We start from the raw sequence: 23,203 nt of genomic DNA on the forward strand, positions 1-23,203 counted from the left end.
TTTATTTAGGAGTGATTACCTTTGAAGGAAGGTAAGGTGGAGCAATTGCGATAAGCACTCTAAGGCTGATGGAAAATACAGGATCAAAATCACAAGGCAAAAGACCATAAGCCCTACCACCTTGTAAGTGAGGATTATCAAAAATACCAATACACTCATCGCTATCATTTACAAGAGAGCGTATTTGCACCGCATCAGTTATTGTAGGAATGATAGAAAATACGGTTTCAAACTTTCCGCTATTGATATCATCATCGCAACCTTTTTGTGTAAAAAGTCCATCTTCACCTATGGCTAGACACAAAGAGCTGTCATAGGGTCTTAGAAACTGGATATATCCTAGAGGTGGGAGCTTGTCTTTGAGTTTATCCCTATTTTCCAAGCCTTTTGGCAATTGTCTTACCTCTCTTATTCTCCAATTAAGATTTGTAGGATCTTCTGGATTTGGATCTATTGTGAGAATATCTCCTGAGAAGATGCTACGCAAGGCAAATAATGGAGTATAGTCTGGTAAGTCTTCTGGTAAATCACGACAAAAAGCCGTGCTAATAAAAAGTATAGTAATTGTAAAAATTTTTTTTAGCATAAAAACTCCTTAAAATTTTCCAAAACGCACAGGAAAGTGATCTGAAGCTAAATAGCTTTTGAGTGCTGCATTCATCAAAAGGGCTACTAATGCTGGAAGTGGTCCTAAAGCACCGCCTTGCGTAGGGGTATTGCCAATCAATGCATAATCAAGAGTTCTTCCTCCGCTGTGAGTAGGGATTCTGGGATCTAAAATACGGATATTATTTAAAACTCTGCGATCTAATCCTGCTTGCAATTCTGCTGGATTGCGGTTGAAATCTCCACCAATAAGCCAAGTAATTTCTGGTCTTCCATTAAAATGATCATGCACTGCTGTGACAAGTGCTGGAGCATCATTACCGCCTCTTGCTAATGCATGCACATTAAAAAATGCGCTATTGCCAATCCTAATACCAATCGCAGGTCTTGTGAAGCCCGTAGTGATAGTTGTTTGATTGATAACAAATACTTCTTCTGCTTGCTGTCTTGAAACAATCGCTAGATTTACCCTTCTTGCCCCAACATCAATATTTGAATAATAGATAAAAACATTATTCGGACGGGAGATAGAGCCTAGATTCCAAGTGTATTCTGCTATGGGGGTTCCGCCTGGTTGGATTACCCTGCCAGTTGGGGTTGCGCTTTGAGGTAGATTTCCTGCTTCTTGCACAAGTAAAATATCCACGGCATTTTCTCCAGAGATGAGCTGACGCACACTTACATTCCATTTGCTCTCAGTCCCTGCTGATGCACCTTGTAGATTCCAAGTGCCTACTTTAAAATCTTCAATATTTGCAAAAATTGCATTGCTTAACAAAAAAAGACAAAGTAATATTTTTTTCATTTTTATCCTTTATTTTTTTAGTCTAATCAGTGGTGCTGAACCCTCTTGCGGAGGAATGATAGCCCATTGTTGATCAGAGTTTTGCACTCCTGGTTGTGCGCATTGCACTAAAGAGATTTGATAATAGACAGTGTGTCTAAAAAGTGGAGTTTGCATACAAGTGCCATAAGCGGCATTTTGTAACTGGACTGCTCCATTTTCAAAGTGATTGATTTTCCATCTTTGGTGTGAATCATTAGGGTTGCATTCTACATGAATCACGCCATTTACATATCCTGCAAGACAAGTGCGCGTAATGGTGTTTTTGAATTGTAGGGTGCCATCTGATCCTGTGATGACTTGCCAATCAGTTATACTGCCAATACCCACTGCATCACGAGGACCAAAACCAAAAATCCAATTCCCTGGAGCTGTTCCCCAAATAGTCAGAAGCCCTGCGCTGATGCTTACAATAGAAACTGTTCCTGTAATATCGATGGGGTCTTGTGGATTTGAAGAAGAGGTAAGAGTAGGCACTGAATTTGTCTGAGCGATTTTTCTATAACCTTTGAGATTTTCTAATCCTTGTTTTGTAGCTTCTGTGCGTTCTATTTTGTTTGATGGTGGGGTAGGCTCAATGGCATTTATATGGTAAGCCATTAAACCTAAACTCATCAAAAGAGTGGTGAATATTTTGTTGTATTTTTGCATCTATTTAAGCTCCCAATTTTTAAAATATACAAATTGAGATTGTATAGTAAAAAGATGGAATAAAAAATAAAAATAGATATTTCTAAAAATATTTTTATACAAACTCCAAAAAAAGCTTGAAAAAGACTAGGAATTTTTGATAACTTTTTGCAATATTTTAATTCAACATAAAGGGGATAAAATGTTTCAGATGATACAAAGTCAGTTGCAACCTACCCACGCTAAAGCGATGGGATATCACAATGAGAGTAATTTCAATAAAGCTCTTGAGGCTTTTAAGTCTAAAAAGACTCTTTTAGAATGGTTTGATAGTCAGTTTTATGATTTTGTGCATTTTCCACAAAGTTTTTATATTAAAGCTTCAGAAGTTTTAAAAATAGATGAAAGCAAAGTCCAAGAAGAGATGGATAAGGTCATCAAACATATTGAAGATAGAAAAAATTATGGCAAGAATGTATCTATCAAAACTCAAATCACACTTGATGAGATTAGAGCTAGGGGAGTGGGTTTCTTTAGCTTGATGGGTATAAATAACCAAAAAACGCTTTATATTCAAGATATTGAACGCTTTGTACTAAAACCTCAAGATGAAGTTATCAAGGGGTATGGTGAGATTGTCAAAAAGCACTATCAAGAAAATGCAGGGAAGCTTCAGTATCTAGGAGAGATATTGGAATATTGTGTGAATATTTGGGGGAAGGAATATCACTTTTCCCCACAAGGAGAGGTGGTGGAAGTTGTGGAGAGGGAATAATCATCATTCCTCCACTGATTCTATTTTGAATGGCATATTTTTTAAAAAAATTTTTCTTAAATCATCGTCTGTGTTTAGGTTGTGTAATATCTTTTTTGCATATTGATAATCTTTTTTCCAACCAAATATTTCATCAATATCTATAAGTAATCCTTTATGATTAAAAACCTTTAGAATTTCATAGTAATCATTGGTTTCAAATTTGTCAAGCACTTCTTTTATAATTTTTTCGCAGTCAATTTTTTCTACATGAGAGAGGATTTTATTCTTCAATTTCTCTTCATCTATGTTTTTCTCTATATCTAAATCAATCTTTTTTAAATGAAATTCAAGCTCATTTTTAATAGATTGTTGAATTTGATTATTTTTTAAATTTTTATATTTTGTTTCAATAACAAAATTTTTAAATTTTGAGAACAATTCATTAGAATCTTTATCATCAGCATATTTTCTTGCAAACCATAAAAAAACATCCTCAAGCAAAAATAGGTTTTCTACTTCAGCAACATTTAATGCAAAAATATTTTTTTCTTTAAGACATTGTAATTCATTTTCTGTTCTGAAATCCCTATCGATAATGCCATAGGCTTTATAGGTTTTATTAAAAATCTCTATTTCATTAAGTGCCTTTACCCTTTCAATTACTTTTTCACATCCTCCACAAGGGATTATAAAAAATTCAGAATAAAGTTTTTGATAGAGTTGAGTATCATAACTTTGTTTTTCTCCTTCAACAAACAAGACATTTTTTCTCCCACCAAGAATTTCAAGTAACAAATCTTCAGGGAAATCATTTTGATATTTAAGCTCCTCATAATCCCACTTTTTTACATTATTCTCAATATTAAAAGATTTAACCCATATTTTTTTAGAATCCTGATGAAGTGAGGCAAATTCAATATCATGAGTAATGTAAATAAACAAGCAATCTGGTCTATACTCCTCAAGTGCCAACCAAAGTTTATTCATAATGGATGGGTGCAAGTGCAATTCAGGCTCATCAATGATAATGGTTTTTCCCTCTCTAAGGCTTAAAACCTGTGCGATTAGATAAAGAACGGCTCTTTCTCCATCACTCATTTCTGTTGCAGAATATCTTGACTCTTCCTCTTTTTGACAAAAGAACTGATCGTTTTCTGCAATAATTTTCCTATGAGTAAAAACCTTTTTCCAAACTTGCTGAAGCTTATCTGTTGGACTTATGTAATTACGAACTATATTTACACATTTTTCATCTGAAGCTTTTTTGATTTCTTTTAACTTGTTTTTGGCTTCCACATTTTCTAATGCAATAAAAGTTGAAAGTGTAATATCAAAGTCATGCAAAAGAAAGTTTGTAGGTTCTGAAAGCCACCTGTGCTTTTTCTCTTTTTTAAAGTAGAATGGGTTTTCATTTGCTTTTTCATTTCCATATTCAAGCATATTTCTAGAGCTTTCTAGTGGTTTTAGTGTCAAATTTGGATTATATTTCAAGCTTCTCTGTCCCCCAACCCTATGGCAATTCTCACCTATTTCTTCCTCAATCCATGCTCCCAATCGACTTTTTCCTGCTCCATTTCCACCAATAATAATGATTGAGTTTGTTTCAGTGGCTTGCTCCATTGCATTACCATTATCATCAGGCAAATAGAATTTATACTCTTTTTTGTTTTGATTATTTTCTTGATTCATTTTTTACTCCTTTATTTCCTACTCCCTTAAAAATCCATACTCATAGATTTTTGGTTCTAGTTTTTTGGCTAGAGTGTTGAGAGATTCTGTGAGGGTAGAGATGAGGGTTTTGTAGTGGGAATCCTCTGCTTTGCTTGGGGGATTCATCTTGCCTTGTGGATTTCTGCCTTGAAAAAACTCTTTTATGTCATAAAGTGAAGCATTGACATTATAAGGCTTGGTGCTGAAGTCTTGGGCGTGATAGTAAGCATAGATTTCTCTCCCTGCTTCAAAAACTGCTTTTGCTTCATGGCTAAACTCTAGCTTTTCGCTTTTGCTCTTGTTTCCTAGAAGAGAATCTCTTGTATTATCAAGCTCTACTTTGCCATTTATAAAGCGTGTCATAAAATCACTTTCAAACGCACTTTTTGCTCCTATCTCACGCTCTGTGAAAGGGATAAAATGATTTATTCCATTTTGTCTAGAAATTTTATTTTGTCCGTGAAAGAGTGAAAATGCCAAGCAATCACTTTGAAATTCCCTATCCTCTTCCCACAGAGAGTTTGGGGCATAGAATTGATCCCTATCATTTATCCAAGTTGCACTTATTGCGTGGCGAACTGCAAGATAAATACAAGATATTGTTAAATTTCTAGGCGTAATAATGTTTGTATGATTGAAATTATTATCACTACTTATCCTAATATAATTTTGATTGAGAAAATCATTTCCTCGTGTATTCATCACTCCAATCTCAAATCCATTTTTATCGTAATAAAGACGATACCAATCATTGATATAGTTTTTTTGATTTTTACTTTCAGCATAAAAGCTCTTTTGCCCTAAAAAATAACTTTGGGAATCAAAAATATCCACTTTAATCTCTTGTATTTCTTCTTTTTTGTTTGTATTCCAAACCAAAAAACCGATAGGGAATTGTCCCTTCACATTGTCAAAAGTATCTGCTGGACTAATAAAACCACCAAGAAAATGAGACTTAAAAATTGAACGAAAAAGAATAAAATTTTTTGCATTTATGTACTTCATCGTTGAAAAACTTGCCAAAATACATCCTTTAATTTCACAATAAACTCTCATAAAAAATTGTGTAAAAAGCTCATTTTTTGCTCCCCCTAATTTATCGCAATATCTTTTTGCAATCCAACTTTCAGCAACTAAAGCTTTATTTGAGCCTGTTTCTGTGATTTGCGTTGTGCTTGCCGCTTCAGCGTAAGGAGGATTGATATAAATCACAAGTTTTTCCCTTTTTTTCTCATTTTTTAGAATCTCTTGGAGAGCTTTTGGTAATTTAGAAGCAATTATGCCCCCCCCCCCCTGAAGCATTAGTAGTATCAAAAAACTCATCATTGAGAAAATCAAATTGAAAGATATGATTTTCAAAGAGATTTGCTCCATTTTTGATCCTCTCTTTGATGACATCGACATCGGCTTGATCAAGGGTGGAGCAAAAGATATTTCTAGGGTTGCTAAGTCCTGAGAGGAGATTGCCTGTCCCGCCTGCACAATCCCATATATAATACTCCTCTTGCCAATCCTCTCCCAAAGCTTTGGCTAGATATTCTTGAGATTTTTGCACCCAAATTTTGGGAGTGAAAAACGCCCCCTTGCGTTCTCTGACATCTTGAGCTACTAGCAAATCTCTTCTCTCAATGATATAGCTCCAAAACTCCTCTCTTGGTGGGCGTTGATATATACTCCAAAACTTTTGATGAGCCTTTTGAGAATCTTTAAAACTAGCAATTTCATTGCTTTGAGTGCCTAGAAGAGTGAGTTTTTTGTTGAACTCATAGTAAGAGCCTTTGAGGAGTGTGTAGAGTTTGTCTGTGATTGTGCTATTTTCATTTGAGAGTAAATCAGCTAGGTAAAAGTCTGCATCGAGGATTCCTACTTGCTTGGCTCTTTCCCAATCAATACTTATAGTATCTTTGACGACTTCCACCCATTTGAAATACACGCTTACAAAGTTGTTTTTGTCTATCTCATATTTGCTTATCTCATCTGTAGTGAGGTTTGAGGTGATAAAGCTTGAAAGTTCTTTGCTTTGGTTTTCATAAGAAAAAAGAATTATTTCTTTTTCTAAGGTGGGTTTGAGTTGAGTGAGGAGTGAGAGGAATTGAGAGGTTTTGTGATTGCTTGGGGTTACGCTCCAATCAATATCATTTTGATAAAAAATCTCTTGAATGCTTGCATAGGGTAAAAATGCAAACTTCTGTGCATCAAAAGCTCCCAAGAATTTGGGCATTTGCTGAGTGTTGTATCGATGTTTTCCGATTGTAAGGATGAGCTGGATAAAAGACTCGTATATGCAAGAATCTTTGCCATTTTTGGCTTCAGCCCAAAGGAGGTTGATTTCTCCTAGGATTCCTAGATTTTGAGTGATACAAAAGTCGATTTTATCGCCAAAGTAGTTGAAGTCTTTGAAATAAAGATCTTTAATTTTGCTTTTTAGTTTTTCTTCTTTAAGTGTAAGTAGAGATTGCATTTTTCCTCATTTTTTCTAGAATTTTTTAGAATGAAAAATTTTATCAAAAGTAGTTTTAAGCCTATTTAAAATAAGTTTCTTTTCTAGCATTTTGCTAAAATTTTAAGCTAGTTTTTTTAAGGGAGTGATTTTTGGAAGTTGCGATTATTGGCTATGGATATTGGGGTAGAAATGTAGCAAAAGCAGTGCTAGATTCTGATTTTTTTACTTTGGGGTGTATTTTTGATATAGATTCTAAACAGGTGATGGAAGCAAAAAAGCTTTATGATTTTAGAGAATATGAAAGTATAGATGCAATTTTAAAAGATGATCAGATTCAAGCAGTTTTTATCATCACTCCTCCACAAAGTCATTTTGATTTGGCATTACAAGCTTTAAGGTGCAATAAGCATATCTTTGTAGAAAAGCCATTGTGTATGGAGAGCAAAGAGGCTGTAATTTTGTATCAAGAGGCAAAAAAGAGGAATTTAAGTTTGCATTGTGATCATATCTTTTTGTATGCACCACCTGTGCAGTGGCTTAAAGAAAATATCGATATTTTAGGAAATATCGTTTATATCAATGCTAGAAGAATCAATCTTGGATTGTTTCAAAATAGTGTAGATGTGATTTGGGATTTGGCTATCCATGATTTGAGTATTATTGATTATCTAATTGGGCTTGAGATAAAAAATATCGAAGTGTTCAAAAGAAAATATCAGGATTATCCTAATGATGCGATAGCAAATATCAATCTTGAGTTGCAAAATGGTGTGATAGTTACTATTAGTGTGTCTTGGCTTAGCCCTATAAAGGTTAGAGAGATGATTATAGGAGGGGAGCAAAAAAGCGCTATTTATGATGAAACAAAAAGTCAAAAATTGGCTATTTTTGATTCTGGAGTGGTGATAAAAGATAGGTTAGATTCCCAAAGTCTTTATCAAAAAATGGTGGAATATAAATTAGGAAGCACGCATTATCCCACTTTAAGCCCAAAATTAGCACTCAATAACTCTTTAGATGCGTTTGCCTTTAAGATACAAAATCTTACACACAAGCAACATCTCATCGATGAAGCACATACGCTAAGAATCATTGATGCATTGCAAAAAATATCAGCCTTTAAGATTTAATAAATGATCTTCAAAGCTAAAAAGCGGAGAGATATTTTCACTTTTTATAATATGCACTTGTGAAAATAAATCTAGTGATGAGAGATTTTTTTCTAAAAGATTTTTAATGCTTTCAAATTTTACTTCAAGTTTTAGTGTAAGATTTTTATCTGCATCAAGAGAAACAATGCCGTTGATATCCCCAAGGTGAGGATAGAGGGCATAAAATTCAAGTTGAGAGAGGGTTTTGTTTTTTTTGATTTGCAAAAGACTATCTTTGTTTTCTTCAGAGACAATGAGTGTTAGGATTTCTTTTTGTAGGGATAAAAGCATATTGCCAAAAAATAAAAAATCATTTTTGTTGCTTGCTTGCACAAAATGATCAAGCAAAAAATTTTTCCATTCTTGAGTGAAGTCTTTTGCATCTTTGCTAAGGAAGTTTTTTAGCTCCTCGTGTTTTAATTTTAAGGGTGCTTCTTTGATATCATCTAAAATTTTTGGATAAGGTGTGAGATTTGAAAGCAAGATAGAACCTACAGAGCTTTTATTGACATTTGCAAGGTATTTCGCACCTATGATTAGCTCTTTTTGACTTTTTGTTTTTGTTTGAAGATTCCCCATTTTGATGAGATAAGTATCTTTTCCTTCTTTTTTGAGGATATGTAATAAGATAGGAAGCGTGTTGTTGATCTCTTTTGTATTGGCTGATTTTGAGATATTTTGTAATAAAGAGCTGATTTTTTCTATCATATGGTAGTAATAAAATCTGCAATTTCAAAAGATATTTGAAGTTTGGAAGCAAGGGGAAGATGTTTTTTTGTTGTTTTTGAGATAAGAATCATCTCATTTTCTTTTGAACTAAAGGCATTGTGATTAGAGAGGATATTTAGACATACACAAGAGCAGCCTTTTTTCTCAAGCATTGAGCTTGCGTAATCTAGTGCATTTTCTTTATCAAACTCTGCTTTAAAGCCTATCTTGATAAGATTTTTTTGTGTGAGAGTTTGTAGGATATCTATATTTGCTTCAAGGGTGATGTTTAATTCTTTGAGATTTTGCTTTTTTATTTTTGATTTTTGTGGATTTTTGGGTATAAAATCTGCGATGGCTGCTGCCATTATGAGATAAGTGGGTGAGTTTGTAAGGTTGTTTGTAATAGAATCAAAATAATCTTTAGCACTTTGCACTTCTATAGTTTTAATATCTTGTGGTAAGACTTCTGGGAATACAGAGCTAATAAAAATAACTTCTGCCCCTAAAAAATAAAACGCTAAGGCAAGGGCACTTGCTTGCAGACCACTAGAGTGATTGCTAATGCACCTAACTAAATCAATTTGCTCTTTACTTCCACCCCCTGTGATGATAACTTTCTTATTTTGATAGGTTTGAGGAGAGAGCTTTTTGATTAGGCAAAATAAAATTTCTTGAGTTTGTGCTAATGCTCCATCACCAAAGGTATTGCAGGCAAGAAGGCATTCTCTTGTTTTGATAATCTCAAAACCAAGATTTTTAATTTTTTGGAGATTCTCTTGTGTTTGTGGTGCTTGTAGCATTTGAGTATTCATCGCAGGGGCAATAAGCTTTGGTGCTTTGGAGGCTAAAATAGTGGATAACAGGAGATTGTCTGCAATTCCATAAGAAATTTTTGCAATAGTATTTGCGGTGGCTGGAGCGATGAGAAAGACATCTGCCCATTGTGCATAGCCTATGTGATTGCAATCGCTATTCCAATCTTCACTTTCAGAATGTAAAACCTTAGAGTGTGTGAGTGCTTCAAAGCTAAGAGGCGTTACAAATTTTTTTGCCTCTTCACTCATTACTATTCTAATTTCTGCTCCTATTTTTTTTAGCATACTAATGAGATCTAAGACTTTATAAATGGCAATAGAACTACTAACCCCAATGAGTATTTTTTTATTTTTTAAAAGTGTGCTTTCAGAGAGAATCATTTTTTTTCATATTGTTTTGAGGGATCTACATAATCATCAAGAGATATAGTTACACCTGTTGAGAGGTTTTGAAAGAGTATATGCCCTTGTTTTCTTTCATAGTAGATAATCTGCCCACTTTGTTGGAATCTTTGGATTATGGCGTTGCCTTCTCCGACCATTTTTCCCTTGCCATCAAAAATATCTTTTCCAAGTAAGATGTCATCAAATAAGTTTGCATAAGCGACTTTACCAAAAAACTCTTTTGCACTCGGCCATTTTGGAGCACAATCATTCATAAAACAAATTTTTGTATCAAAAATACTAATATTGCCTATATTTTGTCCTAATTTGAAAAGTTCAATATAGATTGCGTCATCTTGAATTCTGAGTAAAGCATAGTCATAATAGCTAAATTTTGGGCTTTTAATAAAGAGTAGTTTAAAATCAGGAGGAGGCAATTCTTCTTTAGCAATTTGTTTTTGTCCTCTTACTGGTTTATTTGTGAAAAGATTCTTGGTGCCAGCACAAGAGCTAAAAAACAAAATAACAAGAGCAATGCTACAATAAGCAAAGCTCTTAAACTTAAGAAGGTTAAAAAAATTCATTATCCTCTATCACCACTTAAAGCACGATACCAAATTCTACCATCAAGTTTTAATTCCATACTTACTTGGCATAGACCATCTTTATAAACTGTTTCAGTAATTTCTGCATTGCGGATAAGTGCTTGCACTTTTGTTTTAACAGTAGAGTTTTGCAATACCATATCTCTTACTGTATCTTGTGCATTTACTCTAATACCATACATCTTTTCACCAAGTTGTCTATAAGCATCAACAATCGCAGCTCTTTTTGCAAGTGCTAAAGCTTGAGATGGAGAAATCGTAGATTCTGGAGCTACACCCATACCAACAGCACTAAGCTCAATGATATTTGTAGGAGTTAGGATTGGGCTATTTTGTATCATAGCATCTCCTGTTGGAACACCCGCTTGTGCATTTGCATCTACTGCTGGAGGAGTTGTAGGATTTGCTGGTGCATCAAATCTTGTATCTGGTAATGGTGCGTCAAATCCTGCTGGTGGTAGATCGTTTCCTGCCACAAGTCTTGGATTACTAAATCCTACTGGTGGATATGTAGGTGCTTGAACAGAACCTGGTTGATACATAGCTGATGGTGGAACAAGGCTTGTGTCATCTCCGCCCAATCCTCCAAAACTACCACATCCTGCAAGTGCTAATGTACCGCTTACAATAATTGAACCTGTAAAAAACCTTCTTGTTGTATTTTTCATAAAAATCCTTTAATAAAGTAAATATGCAGAACATTAAGCAAAACATATTCCACTTTTTAAACTTTTCTAATTTTATTGATAAAAAAATGATTCTGTATTGCTACAAAATCGTTATTTTCAAGGTTACACCCTTTTTCTAAGATACAAGAAAAAATCATATCTTGTATAATTATCTGTGCCTTTAAACCCTCATTTTCTTCTTTTATGCTAAGAATCTTGCCAAATATTTCTTTTTCTTTTTTTAAAAAAATATCGCTAGGCTTGCCACGCTTTGTAAATTTTCCATTCTCTAAAATCAAAACTTCTTGTGTTAGCAAAAACACTTCTGTTATATCGTGCGAAATTAAAAAAGTTGTAAAGTTGAAATTTTCTAGAATTTTTTTAAGTTCCATTTGAAGTGTCATTTTTGTCATTTTATCCAAACCGCTAAAGGGTTCATCTAAGAGTAGAATATCTGGATTGCTCAAGATGGCTCTACCAAGAGCTACTTTTTGAGATTGCCCTCCAGAGAGATTTTTGGGTTTTTTATCACAAAGATTCTCAAGATTAAGCATTGATATAATGGTATCAACTTGATTTTTCATTGTTTTATCTAAGCCAAAGACAAGATTTTTATAAACATTTAGATGGGGGAAGAGTGCATAGTTTTGAAACACAAAACCTATTTTCCTTTTCCAAGGAGATATATTGATTTTTTTATTTTTATCATAAAGGATTTGATTATTATGAATGATAGAGCCACTATCTGGGGTGCTAATTCCTGCAAGCATTTTGAAAAAAGTGCTTTTGCCACTACCTGATTTACCAAAGATTCCATAGATTTTTTTTGATTGAAATTCTGTGTGTAAATCTAATATGAAATCTCCCTTAGAGCCATTGAGTTTTTTTTGCAAACAGACTTTTATCATAATAAGCCTTTATTGTGCATTTTGTGGTTAATAAAAATCACAATAAATAAAAGTATAAAGCTTGTGATACTTAAGATAAGAGCATAGGAATGCGCGACTGAGTAGTTTAGCTGTTCTGCTTGCGTGTAGATTGCAATGCTTGCGACACGGCTGACACCAGCAATATCTCCTCCTATCATAATCACAACACCAAATTCTCCAATGGTATGTGCAAAAGTAGTAATAATAGCAAGAAGAATGCTTGAAGAAATATTGGGCAAGAGCACAAAAAAAAGTGTATAGAGTTTTCCTTTACCTAGTGTATAGCTCGCCTCTCTTAGATTCTCTGGAAGATTTTGCAGGGCATTTTTTATAGGATTTACCATAAAAGGTAGAGAGAAGATTACACTTCCAATCACAATGCCCAAAAAACTAAAAACAAGCTGGATATCAAAAGAATCTTTTAAGATTTTTCCAAGTAGGTAATTTGGTGAAAAACTAAGCAAGAGATAAAACCCTAGCACTGTTGGTGGTAGAATTAAAGGCATCCAAATCAAGGTTTCTAGAATAATTTTTATTTTTTGCCTACTAAAAGCAAGATAATATCCAAGTGCAATGCCAATGGGTAGTAATATTAAAGTAGTAACGCTTGCAAGTTTTAAGCTTAAATATAGTGTTTGTAAAAAATCAGAATCTATACTCATAATTAGGGTGCAAGATAACCATATTTTTTAAATAGTTCTTGAGAATTTAAGATAAAGGTCGCAAATTCTTTTGCAAGGGATTTTTCTTTTCCAATATTGGTGATAACAAGAGCCTGTTTGATTGGCGTATAGAGATGAGCATCTATGATAATAAAGCTAACTTCTGAATCTTTTTTATCAATCAGAGATAGGGCACCAAAACCTGCTTGAGCATTTTTGCTTTCTACCCATTGATGTGCTTGCGATATAGATGTGGCTTGTGATATTTTTGATTCAAGAGATTTGTAAAGGTGGGTTTTTTCTAAGACTTCTTTTGCTGCTCTACCATAAGGTGCTAATTCTGGGTTAGGAAGGGCAATATTTTTTATATTTTGATCTAATAAATCTTGCAAAGAATCTATTTTGTTTGTTTTGCTCCATAAGACTAAAATACCTTGAGCATAAATTTGAGGTTGCGTAGAGAGTTTTTCTTCAAAGAGTTTTTGAGGGTAAGCTAGGTCTGCAGAAACAAAAAGATCAATAGGAGCATTATTTTTAATTTGAGCATAAGCTTTTCCTGAGGAGAGATAACTGATATTTATTTGATGATTTTTGTGTGTGAGCAAAAAATCTTGTTTTATTTCTTCTAAAACTTTAGAGAGATTTGCAGCTGCTAAGATATTGATGGTATCTGCAAAAATTACTGAGCTAAATAAAAATATGCCTAAAAATATTTTTTTCATTTATTACCCTTGGGATAAAGATTAAAATCATTATATAAAAAAATATATAATGATTTTAATCACTGAAAAAGTTGAAGTATTTTATCTTGAACTTCTGTGATTCCTAAGACTTCTTGATGATTTATAGGTTTATTAAAAAGATTGGTAATATTTGTAGGCAGAGTAGTATTTGTATCTTTCAAGATAAAATCAATAGCGTCTTTATCACTAGTTTTTTTATCTAAAAGAGCCTGATAAATTGTAGGAGCAAATTTGCACCATTGTGCAGTGGAGCAGACAATATTGTGGGTAGATTGTAATTGCTGATATGCATAAATTGCATTTGCAGTATGTGGATCAATAAGGTGATTTTTTTGATAAAAGTCTTTGATGATAGAAAGACATTGTAAATCACTACAAAAAGTTGCTTCAAAATATTCTTGTAAAACAAGAAGCTCACTATTTGTTAAAACATAAAAATTCTTTTCTTGTAAATGGTGCATTAACTCACTTGTGCGTTGAGCTCCAAATAAGCTAAAAAGCACTCTTTCAACATTAGAGCTTTTTAAAATATCCATCGCAGGAGAGTAAGTGAGTAATAATTTTTTGTCTCTTAGATCATATTTTCCTGTTTGAATGAATTCTGTAAGTATGTTATTTGGATTTGATGCAATGACAATTTTTTCTATAGGCAATCCCATTTGTTTGGCATAAAAAGCACCAAGAGCATTGCCAAAATTGCCGCTAGGAATAATGAGTTTTATTTTTGTGCCAAATGAAAGGTTTTGTGCTTTGATATATTGGAGATAGCCCCAAATATGGTAGATAATTTGGAAGGCTATACGCCCAAAATTTACAGAATTTGCTGCTGAGAGATAAATATTTTTTTTGTTTAATTCTTCTTTGAATTTTGCATTATGTATCAGGCTTTTAAGTATGCTTTGTGCATCATCAAAATTTCCTTTGATACCAAAGATATGCAAATTATTAGATTCTTGTGTAGTCATCTGTAATTCTTGAATCTGACTTGTCCCTCCTTTTGGATAAAGACAGACAACTTGGATATTATTTAAATTTGCAAATGTATCAAGTGTTGCTGGTCCTGTATCTCCACTTGTAGCTGTTAAAATGAGATATTTTTTGTTATGCATTTGTGCAATTTTTGAAAAAAGCAAACCAAATGGAGCAAGTGCCATATCCTTGAATGCACGAGAACTTCCATGATAGAGCTCTTGGATAAAAAGAGAATGATTGATTTTAGTAAGGGGTGCTGGGTTATTTGGATCATCAAAGAAATCATATCTTTGGAGCGCTTCATCTAAAATATTTTCTTGGATGTTAAGTTTTAGATGTTCAAAGATTTTTTTTGTTAGTGTTTTGTAATCTGTGTTAGGAAATTGTGAAAAATCAATTTTTTGTAAAGAAATAGGAGCCCATAATCCATTATTTGGAGCGCTTGGATTTAAAATGGCATCAGAAAAATTACTAAAAGCTTTGGCATCTCTTGTGCTAGTAAAGTTTTGCATATATAACCTCATTTTTATTAGAATTTTAGCATATTTAGTGCATTAAGAGGCTTGTTGTAAAATAGGGGTTGTAATTTAATGTTTTATAAGATTTAATTATAGATATTATAATGATAAGTAATCTTATTATTAAAAAGGAATTTTATGGATACAATCCAATCGTTTCAAGAAAATCTGCAAAATTGGGGATATTTACTCTTATTTTTATATTCTTTGGGCGGGGGGTATGTGGCTATTGTAGCAGCTGGATTTTTAAGTAGTCTAGGAAGTATGGATATTACACTCTCAATATGCACAGCTTTTTTGGGTAATACCATAGGTAGTAGTGTTATTTCTTTGCTTATTAGGAATCAAAAGAAGGATTTTTTGGTTTATGTAAATAAGCATCGCAGGAAACTTGCTTTGGGTTTTAAATGGTTGCGAGCTTATGGAGTTGGTTTGATTTTCTTTAGTAAATATCTCTATGGAATCAAAACAATTGTCCCAATGGCTGTGGGTATTAGTAAATATAGTTTAAAAAAATATCTCTTCTTTAATGTTTTTGCTTGCTTGCTTTGGGCTTTGGTTGTGGGGTTATCTAGTTATTTTGCAAGTGAATTTGTAAGAAAAATTTTTATCAATTTTTCTATATTGCCATCTTATGCAATGCCATTATTTTTGATTGCAATAGGAAGTTTATTTTTTGTCCTTTTAAAAATTTATAGTAAAAAGAAATAGTTTAGTTTTTGTTTATTTTATTTATTTATAAGCTTGATGCAGAAATGCAGTTGAAAACTATTAAGGAATAAATATGAAAAAAATTGGTATTTTTTATGGAACTGATGGCGGTAATACACATAGCGTTGCAGATAAGATTGCAGAATACTTTGATGCTGAAAATGTAGTAGTTTCAGATATTTCAAAGTCTTCTAAAGAAGAGATTTTAGGTTTTGAAAATCTTATTTTTGCTAGTGCAACTTATGGATGTGGCGATTTACAAAGTGATTGGGAAGATATTATTGATTCTTTTTCTCAAGAGGATTTTAAGGGGAAAGTTGTGGCATTGGTCGGGTTGGGAGATCAAGATAGCTATGAAGATACTTTTTGTGATAGTTTGTTTTATCTTTATGAAAAAGTTAAGCTTGCAAAAGTTGTAGGACAAACTTCTTTTGATGGTTATGAATTTTCTTCAAGTAAAGCAATTGTTGATGGAAAATTTATAGGATTGGCTATTGATGAAGATAATCAAGCAGATTTAACAGATTCTAGAATTAAAAACTGGGTAGAAGATATTCAAGGTAATTTTTTATGAGCATAAAACTCTCGCAAATAGTTGTGAGAGTTTTGTTTAGAATTTAAAATTAATTCCTAATGCTGTGCTGATAAAATCTCCAAACTCTGACTTTTGACTCGTTGCACCGATATTTTGCGCAGTTGTATCTAAAGCTACATTTTTTTCTTTAAGGGTGCTATCCATGAAGCGTAATCTTAACTCAAGCTCCATATAAGGAAGTAGATTAAAAATCATTCCAAGGTTGATTCCAGCACTCAAAGCACTTTGAAAGCCCAGATGCTGTGTGTCTATGAGAATCCCACCGCCATTAGCACCAATAAATACTCCAATGAGATCGCTGACATTGTAGCGATAATCAACATTGAGTGTAATATTGTGTAGTATTGTATTGCCACTAGAGAGATTTGGAAATAAACTTGCTCCACTATAATCTGCGTAAAGTCTAATATATTGTTTTGGATGTATTAAAAAGTCATAACCAAATTTTATTGCGTAGTTTAATCCTAGAGTAGTTTTTGTATTTTCTATATTTTCAATTTCAATAAAACCCATGTAATAATCTGAATCTAAAGAAAGAATTTGGCTTCCAAGAAAAACACCAGCTATAAAATTGCCATTTTTTTGTGTTTGAATCTGTATGGCTTGTGGCGTATTATTATCAGCAACTTCTAGTGTTTCTTGAGCTAGTGCCAAAAAACTGATACAACATATAAAAAATAATTTTTTCATTAAATACTCCTTTTATTACCATGTAATTCTTAGACTAGTGAAAAATCCTTGTTGTTGAGGGATAAATAAAGTAGCGATATTTTTGTTCTTAATCCCCATTGCCTTAGCTACTCCAAAATCGCGCATTACAAATCCCACAGGATCCATCAAAAGTAAGCAGATGGTTCCAAGAATTTTTGATTTCCAAAGCTTGCCATTATTATTTTGTATATAGCGTGAGGCTCTAAAAAATCCCTCTCCTAAAATAGAACCCACTGCAGGTGTCATAATTAAATCTTGCCAACTTGGTATTTCTGCAAAAGCCTCTATACCATATTCCCAAAAAAATGTAGAAAAGAAAAAAGAAAATAGTGCAGATTCTGTCCAGCTAAATCCAGCAGTTCGTGGTTGCATATAATAAATTGCCCCAGCATAAGGATGTGCTATGAGATTTATCCAAAGCATATCAGAATCTACCACAGGTCCTTTGTTGATTTTTTTAACATAGTTGGTTCCAAGATTTGCGATATCCTCATCACTCCATTTGCTGATACTCTCTGGTAGGATTAGCAGAGTTCCAAAAGCTATTGCAGCTGTTGAGAGTAAAATACCTGTGCTGCCTAAGAGATATTTATATTTTAAATCTGGTTGAAAGAATGTAGTATCAGGGGTTTTATTTTGAGCAACCAAACTTTTGGATATAAAACAGCAAATACAAATTATAAGAAAAATTCTCCTTAACAAAATAAATCTCCCTCTTGAAATTAAACGCGTAATTTTATCAAAAAATATTTTCAATTCTTAGAGAAGTAGATTTTTTCTAAATACTCTATTTTTGCTGAAGTGTTGAGTAAGAGCATATCTGCTAGGATAAGTGCTAGTAAGTGTTCACATACAATACTACCCCTGATTGCAATGCAAGGATCATGTCTGCCTTTGAGATTGATATTTGTTTGTTGTCCATAAATATTTTGAGTTTGTTGAGTGATAAAAATGCTAGGAGTGGGTTTGAAATAAACCTTTAAATCAATATTCTCCCCACTACTCATGCCGCCTAAGATTCCTCCATGATTGTTGCTTGTAAAACCATTTTGATTCATCATATCATTATTTTGGCTGCCTTTTTTTTGAGAGCTTTTAGTGCCAAGTCCTATTTCTACAGCTTTAACTCCATTTAATCCCATCATCAAATTCCCAATTTGAGAATCTAATTTGTGATACAAACCTTCGCCAAGTCCTACTGGAATTTTTCCATAAGCTTGTATGAGGGCTATTCCACCAATGCTATCTAAATTCTTTTTAGTTTCTAAGATAAGTTCTTTTTGTTGGGGCTCTAATTGAGAATCAAGAGCATGGATTTCACTAGTTTTAGCAAAATTAAAATCAATATTTTGTGCGATAAGATTACCAATTGCAAAGATTCCACTATGAGTAAAAATTTCAAAATGCTCTAAAAGCATTTTGGCAATACTTCCTGCACAAACTCTTGCAGCACTTTCTCTAGCAGAGCTTCTCCCTCCACCTCTATAATCCCTTATGCCATATTTGTTAAAGTAAGTCCAATCTGCGTGTGAGGGTCTAAAAATATCTTTTATATTTTCATAATCTTTGCTTTTGATATCTTTGTTGTAGATGATAATAGCTATTGGAGCGCCTGTGCTATAAGATTGAAAAACTCCACTTAGGATTTCAAAATTTTCTGATTCTTTGCGCTGTGTGCTAAAATGCCCGCCTCCTTGCCTTCTTTGGAGCTCTTGAAAAATCCTTCCTTCATCTATATATAATCCAGCTGGTAAGCCATCAATAATACAACCAATAGCCTTACCATGAGATTCTCCAAAGGTGCTTATGCGTAATTTATGACCAAAGGTATTCATCGCATAAGCTTTGTATAGGCAATTTTTGCACATTTTTGCTGTGCGTCTTTTTTGCTCGTGCCAATCGCTTGAGCGTATTCTTGATTTTGGATATGCAGAGCCATTTTAAATTGTTTTTTGTGATCAGGTCCAATCTCTTCTAGCAAGATATAATCAGGAGTGACTCCAAATTTTGCTTGAGTGACTTCTTGGAGAGCTGTTTTGTAATCCATAAATAAGCTTTGTATATCAATTTTTGGATAAAGCTCTTCTAAAAGTTTGTAGGTAATTTTTTTTGTGACATTTAATCCACTTTCAAGATAGATAGCGCCAATAATTGCTTCAAAGGCACTTGATAGGATTGAGGCTTTTTTTCTACCATCATTAGCTTCTTCATTTGCAGATATTAAGATGCATTCATCTAGTTTTATGGCTTTTGCAAAATTCATAAAGCTTTGTTCATTGACCAAGGAAGCACGCATTTTTGAGAGATCACCTTCTTGCTTTTGTGGAAACTTTTTATATAGAAATTCTCCAATTAAAAGATCTAAGACAGCATCGCCTAAAAACTCTAATCTTTCGTTATTTACTTGGTTTTTGCAACTTTTATGTGTAAGTGCAGTAAGCAGTAGTTCTTGATCCTTAAAGTGATAATTAAGGATTTTTTGAAGATTTTGCATATTCCTCCTTTAGCTGCAAAGCCTCTTTTTTTGCGATTTTATCACATTTTTCATTTTCTGGATGGTTGTTGTGTCCTTTTATCCAAAAGGTTTGAATTTGATGGGGTTTTGATAGAGCGAGAAATTCTTGCCACAAATCAGGATTTTTAACATTTTTAAAATCTTTTTTTACCCAATTAAAAATCCATTGTGATATGCCATCACATACATATCTAGAATCACTATAAAGATGAATTTTGCAAGGTTCTTTAAGGCTTTTTAGTGCTTGAATAACAGCCAAAAGTTCCATACGATTATTTGTCGTATCAAAGACACCCCCACTAATAATTTTTTCTTGCATTTTATAGCGTAAAATAGCACAATATCCACCAAAACCAGGATTCCCAAGAGAGGAGCCATCACAAAAAATCTCTATTTGTTTCATTTTTGCTCTAAGGGCTTGAGTATTAAATCCATTTCTCCCAAATCTGAACAATTTGGACATCGCAAAGAATCAAAAGGAAAAATGCTTTTACAATTATGACAACGATACTCAAAATTTAAATTTATCTGTTTTTTTGAATAATGTCTTGCAAGATAAAGAATCTCTAACTCAAAAAACTCAAATTTTACTTCTTCTTCAAAAAAACCTTTAGCAACAAAAATCTCAAAAATATTTGGATATTCGTGGATATTTTTTGGAAGATTTTGCTGAGGGATTTCCCATAAAATATCAATAATATTTTTTGGATTATACATTGTTAGAAGATAATTCCAAAAGGCATTAAGATCATAGGTTTTTAAAAAGCGTAGAATATGTTTGCGAAAAATAGGATTATTATTGCCTATTGCAATTGCATTTTTTATTTTTGTTACAATGGGGATGGTGTGAGTATTTAGAAGAATCATAAGATAAAAGTAATTTTTATTATTTATAAAATTTTGATTATTTTGGGGTGTGATTTCATCAAGGCAATTAAGTGCTTCTAGAGCCTTTTGATATTCACCCATATTTTCATAAGTTTGCATTAAAGAAGACATTGCGTTGCTATTTCTTGGATAAGTTTTTAGAATCTGTGTAAAAATATCTTTAGCTCTTTGTAAAAAACCAGCATCAAGATAAGTGTTGCCCAAAGCCTCAAGAATATTGATTTTTTCTTTGGAATCTTTTATGGTTTCAAGTAGGCTTAGGTAGATATTGATAGCAGTCTGACTATCTCCACTTTGAGAATGTGCCTTTGCAATTAACATAAGTGAGGGTAATGCTTTTGGCGAGATTTGAACAAAATTTACAATATCTTGATTAAGTGTAGTATGTTCATAAGATTTTGCAAGATCTCTTAGGGATTTTGATTTTTTTTGGGCTTTGTATTTATTGTGAGAATAATCCAATAATGCAATTGTGGCAATGATAGCAATGAGAATTGCAATGCCAAACAGAGGGTCGCGGTAAATAAAGACGATATTGTCCATTAGTCTCTGAGTTTGATAATGGAAGCTTTTTGCTTTATTTTTTCAAAATAGTCTTCAAGAATCTTGTCTTGACGCTTTTCGGCAAGTTTTTGAGCTATAAAATTTTTTGCTTGTTGATATGGCACAATTTCTTCACCATTTTTTTCTTTGATTAAAAATGCCATAAACATACCACCTCCACCATTTAGTATTGTGGTAAAGTGATTGGTTTTGGTAGATGCAAAAACTTGTGCTATTTGTGGAGGTAGCGTATCTGTGGATATTTTTTCTTGAGCTCTCTCAACCCCGGCTATTGGAGTATTTGGAGTTTTGATAGCTTCTTGCAGTGTTTCCATTTTATTGGAGCTGTAGCGCACTACAACTACTTCTTTTGGTATATTGAATTCATCTTGATGCAAATTGTAATACTCTCTCATTTCATCTTCCCCAGCACTATTGTTTGAAAGAATACTGCGCATTAACTCTTGCGTTTGTATCTGTTCTTTGAGTTTTTTGGCAAACTCTTCGGCATTAAGCCCTTCTTGTTGCTTGACTTTTTTTAGAAAAACATCTTTTGAAAGATTGCTTCTTGATGCCATATCAAGAATTTCATTTTGGATTCTAGAATCAGACACATCAATACGCAATCTTTTGATTTCTTGATTTTTTATTTTTTCTGCAACAAGCATATCAATAGCCTGTTGTTTGGTAATTTTATTTTTTTGTTGCATTTCTTTGATTTCATACAATGTGATGGGATCTCCATTGACAGTAATTGCAACACCAGCTACCACCTTTTCTTCTGAAAAAAGAAAGGCAAATAGAATAAATAAACAAGCAAGCAAACGCATTATAAGCCTTTTTTTTGAAGTAAGTATGATTTTATCATTAAGAAGTTTATATGCAAAAAATATCATTAAAATTTTAATCTAATTCCACCATTGACTTGTGTTAGTGTGGGGATAATGCTTGAATCTAAATGCGTGTTTAAAATATTTAATAGCATAAAAACATTATTGGTAATGCCAACTTCAGTTGTGAAGTCAAACTCATTTTGTCTTTGATTGGTGCCAAAAGAAGTGCTTCCATAGGTGATGGAAAAGGTGAATTGCTGAAGTTTTGATTTAATCATTCCATAAAATAAATTACCATTGGGTTGAGTTTTAATAGCCTTTCCTCCCCAGATAAAAAATGGTGTAATTTGATCTCCCATAATTCCAATATTCCCCCAGCCAGATTCTTTGCTTGTATTGATGTATCCAGCTTTAAATTGGATAATTTCTTTATAACCCACAAAACCTGATAAATCAATAACATATGCATTTGAATGATGAGGAAGATGCTCGATACTATAGGTTGCTCCAAATTCTCCACCCATTTGGATATTGTTGTTCGCATAAGAACCATGAACTCTTGTGCCAAAGGCAGTAAATATTTCTGGAGCAAAATAGCTAAAGGCTTTAATCGTTAGGTTTTCATCTAAAATGTCATATTTTGCTCCAATGTTGGCAATACCAAAAATATTATAAGGATTGAGATCTCTAAAATCTGTCATTTGCCAATAATTGATTCTTCCATAACTTTTTGCCCAAAAAGTCTCAATAAGAAGCTTATCAATGGTCTTGTTTCTTATCCAAAAACCATCAGCAAGTGTGTTAATCCATTCATTTGCAATGCTAATTCTGCCTGCTTTAATATTGGTATCACCATCAAAATATTCAATAAAGCTTTCTCCTATAGAGGCTTGATTATGATTAAAGAAATCCTTTTGGGCATCAATATTTCCTGTTGAAGTTAAAAGATTTTTATGCTGATTAAAAATTACTATAGATGAAGCAAAGCTTATGGATGCACGCACATTTTTGTAAAATCCTGAAGTATAGCCTAAGCGGATATTGCCTAACAAATACCCACTATTTCCTAAATAACTATATGTTGCAAGATTGTTTGGAGTGAAGTTTTGGGCTTTTCCATAACTAAGTTTTTGATAATCTCCATAGAAGATTACATCTCCTTTGGTAACCCCATTTTTTAGGGCTTCATCAATATTTTCATAGCAAAATGCCAATGTATAAAAACTTAAAAATACTAAAAGTTTTTTAAAATCCATCAA

At 33.1% G+C, this 23,203-nt stretch carries 24 protein-coding genes and 1 pseudogene; 4 read left to right on the forward strand and 21 right to left on the reverse strand.

The annotated features are described in order from the left end of the window. Position 1 precedes the first annotated feature (1 nt). From CQA57_RS00285 to CQA57_RS00295, 3 genes are read right to left on the reverse strand one after another with little or no spacing between them, the layout of a single operon-like run. On the reverse strand, positions 2 to 586 hold the full coding sequence (locus CQA57_RS00285) for an RICIN domain-containing protein (RefSeq protein ID WP_115578236.1): 585 nt from the start codon (positions 584 to 586) through the stop codon (positions 2 to 4). Between the two features lie 9 nt (positions 587 to 595). Next, positions 596 to 1,411: a cytolethal distending toxin subunit B family protein gene (locus CQA57_RS00290; protein WP_115578237.1), complete on the reverse strand. Its 816-nt coding sequence runs from the start codon at positions 1,409 to 1,411 to the stop codon at positions 596 to 598. A 9-nt stretch (positions 1,412 to 1,420) separates the two neighbouring features. Beyond that, positions 1,421 to 2,101, reverse strand: coding sequence for an RICIN domain-containing protein (locus tag CQA57_RS00295; RefSeq protein WP_115578238.1), 681 nt, complete (start codon positions 2,099 to 2,101; stop codon positions 1,421 to 1,423). A 181-nt stretch (positions 2,102 to 2,282) separates the two neighbouring features. On the opposite strand from CQA57_RS00295, the gene CQA57_RS00300 reads away from it, so the two are divergent. Continuing rightward, positions 2,283 to 2,855: a hypothetical protein gene (locus tag CQA57_RS00300; protein WP_115578239.1), complete on the forward strand. Its 573-nt coding sequence runs from the start codon at positions 2,283 to 2,285 to the stop codon at positions 2,853 to 2,855. Positions 2,856 to 2,858: 3 nt separating this feature from the next. Here the strand turns inward: CQA57_RS00300 and CQA57_RS00305 are convergent, their stop codons facing one another. After that, entirely contained in the window at positions 2,859 to 4,526 is a 1,668-nt protein-coding gene (locus CQA57_RS00305) for a DUF4435 domain-containing protein (RefSeq protein WP_115578240.1), read from the reverse strand. Positions 4,527 to 4,544: 18 nt separating this feature from the next. Further along, positions 4,545 to 7,008: pseudogene (locus CQA57_RS00310) on the reverse strand (hypothetical protein). 131 nt (positions 7,009 to 7,139) lie between these two features. On the opposite strand from CQA57_RS00310, the gene CQA57_RS00315 reads away from it, so the two are divergent. Beyond that, the gene (locus tag CQA57_RS00315; protein WP_115578241.1) at positions 7,140 to 8,120 is read left to right on the forward strand and encodes a Gfo/Idh/MocA family protein; all 981 of its coding nucleotides are present in this window, start codon (positions 7,140 to 7,142) and stop codon (positions 8,118 to 8,120) included. On the opposite strand, the gene CQA57_RS00320 is transcribed toward CQA57_RS00315, so the two are convergent. From CQA57_RS00320 to thrC, 8 genes are read right to left on the reverse strand one after another with little or no spacing between them, the layout of a single operon-like run. Next, positions 8,103 to 8,849 (reverse strand): hypothetical protein, encoded by a 747-nt coding sequence (locus CQA57_RS00320; RefSeq protein ID WP_115578242.1) that lies wholly within the window; start codon positions 8,847 to 8,849, stop codon positions 8,103 to 8,105. The two genes, CQA57_RS00315 and CQA57_RS00320, sit on opposite strands and share 18 nt — an antisense overlap. Next, on the reverse strand, positions 8,846 to 10,048 hold the full coding sequence (coaBC, locus tag CQA57_RS00325) for a bifunctional phosphopantothenoylcysteine decarboxylase/phosphopantothenate--cysteine ligase CoaBC (RefSeq protein WP_115578243.1): 1,203 nt from the start codon (positions 10,046 to 10,048) through the stop codon (positions 8,846 to 8,848). The genes CQA57_RS00320 and coaBC overlap by 4 nt, the downstream gene beginning before the upstream one ends. Next, a complete protein-coding gene (locus CQA57_RS00330) occupies positions 10,045 to 10,635 on the reverse strand; it encodes an HP0838 family lipoprotein (RefSeq protein WP_115578244.1) in 591 nt (196 codons plus the stop codon). Before CQA57_RS00330 ends, coaBC begins: the two co-directional genes overlap by 4 nt. Continuing rightward, entirely contained in the window at positions 10,635 to 11,324 is a 690-nt protein-coding gene (locus CQA57_RS00335) for an LPP20 family lipoprotein (RefSeq protein WP_115578245.1), read from the reverse strand. The genes CQA57_RS00330 and CQA57_RS00335 overlap by 1 nt, the downstream gene beginning before the upstream one ends. Before the next feature lie 56 nt (positions 11,325 to 11,380). After that, positions 11,381 to 12,232 (reverse strand): ATP-binding cassette domain-containing protein, encoded by an 852-nt coding sequence (locus CQA57_RS00340; protein WP_115578246.1) that lies wholly within the window; start codon positions 12,230 to 12,232, stop codon positions 11,381 to 11,383. Further along, a complete protein-coding gene (gene modB / locus CQA57_RS00345) occupies positions 12,229 to 12,909 on the reverse strand; it encodes a molybdate ABC transporter permease subunit (protein WP_115578399.1) in 681 nt (226 codons plus the stop codon). Before modB ends, CQA57_RS00340 begins: the two co-directional genes overlap by 4 nt. Before the next feature lie 8 nt (positions 12,910 to 12,917). Continuing rightward, positions 12,918 to 13,637 (reverse strand): molybdate ABC transporter substrate-binding protein, encoded by a 720-nt coding sequence (gene modA / locus CQA57_RS00350; RefSeq protein WP_115578247.1) that lies wholly within the window; start codon positions 13,635 to 13,637, stop codon positions 12,918 to 12,920. Positions 13,638 to 13,696: 59 nt separating this feature from the next. Beyond that, positions 13,697 to 15,142: a threonine synthase gene (gene thrC, locus CQA57_RS00355; RefSeq protein ID WP_115578248.1), complete on the reverse strand. Its 1,446-nt coding sequence runs from the start codon at positions 15,140 to 15,142 to the stop codon at positions 13,697 to 13,699. 144 nt (positions 15,143 to 15,286) lie between these two features. Here thrC and CQA57_RS00360 point away from each other — a divergent pair, with 144 nt between their 5' ends. Then, entirely contained in the window at positions 15,287 to 15,859 is a 573-nt protein-coding gene (locus tag CQA57_RS00360) for a DedA family protein (protein WP_115578249.1), read from the forward strand. A 73-nt stretch (positions 15,860 to 15,932) separates the two neighbouring features. Beyond that, on the forward strand, positions 15,933 to 16,433 hold the full coding sequence (locus tag CQA57_RS00365; protein ID WP_115578250.1) for a flavodoxin: 501 nt from the start codon (positions 15,933 to 15,935) through the stop codon (positions 16,431 to 16,433). Positions 16,434 to 16,469: 36 nt separating this feature from the next. Here the strand turns inward: CQA57_RS00365 and CQA57_RS00370 are convergent, their stop codons facing one another. From CQA57_RS00370 to CQA57_RS00405, 8 genes are all read right to left on the reverse strand, one after another. After that, entirely contained in the window at positions 16,470 to 17,144 is a 675-nt protein-coding gene (locus CQA57_RS00370; protein WP_115578251.1) for a hypothetical protein, read from the reverse strand. A gap of 15 nt (positions 17,145 to 17,159) precedes the next feature. Continuing rightward, a complete protein-coding gene (locus tag CQA57_RS00375; RefSeq protein ID WP_245941818.1) occupies positions 17,160 to 17,867 on the reverse strand; it encodes a DUF3943 domain-containing protein in 708 nt (235 codons plus the stop codon). 50 nt (positions 17,868 to 17,917) lie between these two features. Then, entirely contained in the window at positions 17,918 to 19,000 is a 1,083-nt protein-coding gene (aroC, locus tag CQA57_RS00380; RefSeq protein ID WP_115578252.1) for a chorismate synthase, read from the reverse strand. Beyond that, a complete protein-coding gene (gene rnc, locus CQA57_RS00385) occupies positions 18,997 to 19,659 on the reverse strand; it encodes a ribonuclease III (protein WP_115578253.1) in 663 nt (220 codons plus the stop codon). The genes aroC and rnc overlap by 4 nt, the downstream gene beginning before the upstream one ends. After that, the gene (gene rnhA / locus CQA57_RS00390; RefSeq protein WP_115578254.1) at positions 19,634 to 20,083 is read right to left on the reverse strand and encodes a ribonuclease HI; all 450 of its coding nucleotides are present in this window, start codon (positions 20,081 to 20,083) and stop codon (positions 19,634 to 19,636) included. The genes rnc and rnhA overlap by 26 nt, the downstream gene beginning before the upstream one ends. After that, on the reverse strand, positions 20,080 to 21,111 hold the full coding sequence (locus tag CQA57_RS00395) for a tetratricopeptide repeat protein (RefSeq protein WP_115578255.1): 1,032 nt from the start codon (positions 21,109 to 21,111) through the stop codon (positions 20,080 to 20,082). The genes rnhA and CQA57_RS00395 overlap by 4 nt, the downstream gene beginning before the upstream one ends. Then, positions 21,111 to 21,941 carry a peptidylprolyl isomerase gene (locus tag CQA57_RS00400; RefSeq protein ID WP_170126786.1) on the reverse strand — a complete coding sequence of 277 codons (831 nt, stop codon included), beginning with the start codon at positions 21,939 to 21,941 and terminating at the stop codon, positions 21,111 to 21,113. Before CQA57_RS00400 ends, CQA57_RS00395 begins: the two co-directional genes overlap by 1 nt. 65 nt (positions 21,942 to 22,006) lie before the next feature. Then, a complete protein-coding gene (locus tag CQA57_RS00405; RefSeq protein ID WP_147288331.1) occupies positions 22,007 to 23,200 on the reverse strand; it encodes an Opr family porin in 1,194 nt (397 codons plus the stop codon). Positions 23,201 to 23,203 lie beyond the last annotated feature (3 nt).

The organism is Helicobacter anseris, assembly GCF_003364335.1.
GTDB lineage: Bacteria > Campylobacterota > Campylobacteria > Campylobacterales > Helicobacteraceae > Helicobacter_H > Helicobacter_H anseris.